The 2069-nt window shown below is 71.6% G+C and carries 2 protein-coding genes; both read left to right on the top strand.

Translation table 11 applies throughout. From position 1 onward, the window contains the following. Window positions 1–21: 21 nt before the first annotated feature. Window positions 22–606, top strand: coding sequence for an IS607 family transposase (locus tag ACFVGY_RS37750; RefSeq protein WP_385687108.1), 585 nt, complete (start codon window positions 22–24; stop codon window positions 604–606). Continuing rightward, the gene (tnpB, locus tag ACFVGY_RS37745; protein ID WP_385687105.1) at window positions 603–2060 is read left to right on the top strand and encodes an IS607 family element RNA-guided endonuclease TnpB; all 1458 of its coding nucleotides are present in this window, start codon (window positions 603–605) and stop codon (window positions 2058–2060) included. The genes ACFVGY_RS37750 and tnpB overlap by 4 nt, the downstream gene beginning before the upstream one ends. The last annotated feature ends 9 nt before the right edge of the window (window positions 2061–2069 follow it).

Below are 2069 nucleotides of genomic sequence, written 5' to 3'. Positions count from 1 at the left end.
CGTCTCGAATACCTTGGCCTTGTGAAGCTTTCGGACTGGGCGCGGCAGCAGGGCGTGAGCTACCAGACCGCCTGGCGTTGGGTGAAGGACGGGAAGATGCCCGCGCCCGTCCGTCAGGCGCCGTCTGGGACATGGCTGGTCGACGAGCCCGCCCCGGCCGTCTCCGTGGAAGCGGGGCGGGTGGTCGCGTACTGCCGTGTCTCGTCCGCCGACCAGAAAGCCGACCTTGAGCGGCAGGTGGCACGGGTCGTGGCCGGCGCGAACGGGCTGGGCCTGGCCGTCGCTGAGGTCATCGCCGAGGTCGGCTCGGGACTAAACGGGCGCCGCCGTAAGCTGCACCGGGTGCTGTCCGACCCGCAGGCGTCGGTGATCGTGGTTGAGCACCGTGACCGGCTGGCCCGGTTCGGCGTCGAGCACCTCGAAGCCGTCCTGTCTGCCGCCGGGCGGCGCCTGGTCGTCCTCGACCCCACCGAGACCGCCGATGACCTGGTGCGGGACATCACCGAGGTGCTGACCTCGATGTGCGCCCGCCTGTACGGGCGGCGTGCGGCGAAGAACCGGGCGGCCCGCGCGGTGGCCGTGGTGACCGGCGAGGACGCCGGGTGAAGAGGTTCCAGCCGCAGCCCGGTTTCCAGGTGCAGGCGTTCCGGTTCGCGCTGGACCCGAACGCCGCCCAGGAGGCCGCGTTGCGCTCGCACTGCGGTGCCGCTCGCGCCGCGTACAACTGGGCTGTCGGCTGGGTGACCGCCTCGTGGTGGCAGCGCCGCGCGGAGGAGTCCTACGGGATCGCCGAGGCCGAGCTGACGGAGTGGCGGCCGTGGTCGCTGCCGTCGCTGCGGAAGGCGTTCAACGCCGCCAAGCACGCCGACCCGCGGTTCGCCGACTGGTGGGAGGAGAACTCCAAGGAGGCGTACAACACCGGCCTGGCCAACGCGGCCGCGGCGTTCGACAACTACGCCAAGTCCAAGCAGGGCAAGCGCAAGGGCGCCCGGATGGGCGCACCGCGGTTCAAGTCGAAGCGGAAAGCCCGCCTTGCCTGTCGGTTCACCACCGGCGCGATCCGCGTGGACGCCGACGGCCGGCACGTGACGCTGCCCCGGCTGGGCACGATTCGCACCCACGAACCCACAGTGAAGCTCCTGACCCGTGTGCAGGCCGGGACCGCCCGGGTCCTGTCCGCCACGGTGCGGCATGAGCGCGGACGCTGGTTCGCGTCCTTCCAGGTCGAGGCCAAGCGGGACCTCAAACGCGTGGCGCGGCCGGGCGTGGCGGTCGGCATCGACCTCGGGGTGAAGACCCTCGCGGTGATGGCCGACAGCACCGGCGAGATCCGCACCGTGTCCAACCCGAGGCACTACGAGGCCGCGCTGAAGCGGCTGCGCCGCGCATCCCGCACCGTCTCCCGGCGCCGCGGCCCCGACCGGCGCACCGGACAGCAGCCGTCCCGCCGGTGGGAGAAGGCCAACGCCGCCCGCAACAAGGTCCACCACCGTGTGGCGAACCTCCGCGCCGATGCCCTGCACAAGCTCACCACGAGTGTCGCGGCCGAGTACGGCACGGTCGTGGTGGAAGACCTGAACGTCGCCGGGATGCTCCGCAACCGGTGCCTGGCCCGCCGGATAGCCGACGCCGGGTTCGGGGAGATCCGCCGCCAGCTCGACTACAAGACCGGCCAGCGCCACGCCACCCGCCTCGTGGTCGCGGATCGCTGGTACCCCTCCTCGAAGACCTGTTCCGGGTGCGGCGCGGTGAAAGCCAAGCTGCCGCTGCACGTGCGGACCTACGCATGCGACGCCTGCGGCCTGGTCATCGACCGGGACGACAACGCCGCACTCAACCTCGCCGCACTCGCAGCAGCCTGCACCACTGGTACCGGAGTGGCCGGAGACCAGGACACCGCCCCGGCGGTGTCGAAGCCTCGTGGAGCCGACCGTAAGACTCGCGCCACCCGCCCCCGCCGCAAGGCGGAGGCGGGGCGGGCAGGTGGCGCAACCCTGCCGTACCAGCGGCAGGAGGAAACGAGAGACCGTACTCAAGCCGAAGCCCTCACGCTTTGGTGATGTGACGGA

The sequence above is a fragment of the Streptomyces sp. NPDC127106 genome, from assembly GCF_042677605.1.
In the GTDB taxonomy this organism is placed as follows: Bacteria; Actinomycetota; Actinomycetes; order Streptomycetales; family Streptomycetaceae; genus Streptomyces.
The sequence above is the reverse complement of the archived record's forward strand: the minus strand, read 5'-3'. Positions and strand labels throughout refer to the sequence as shown.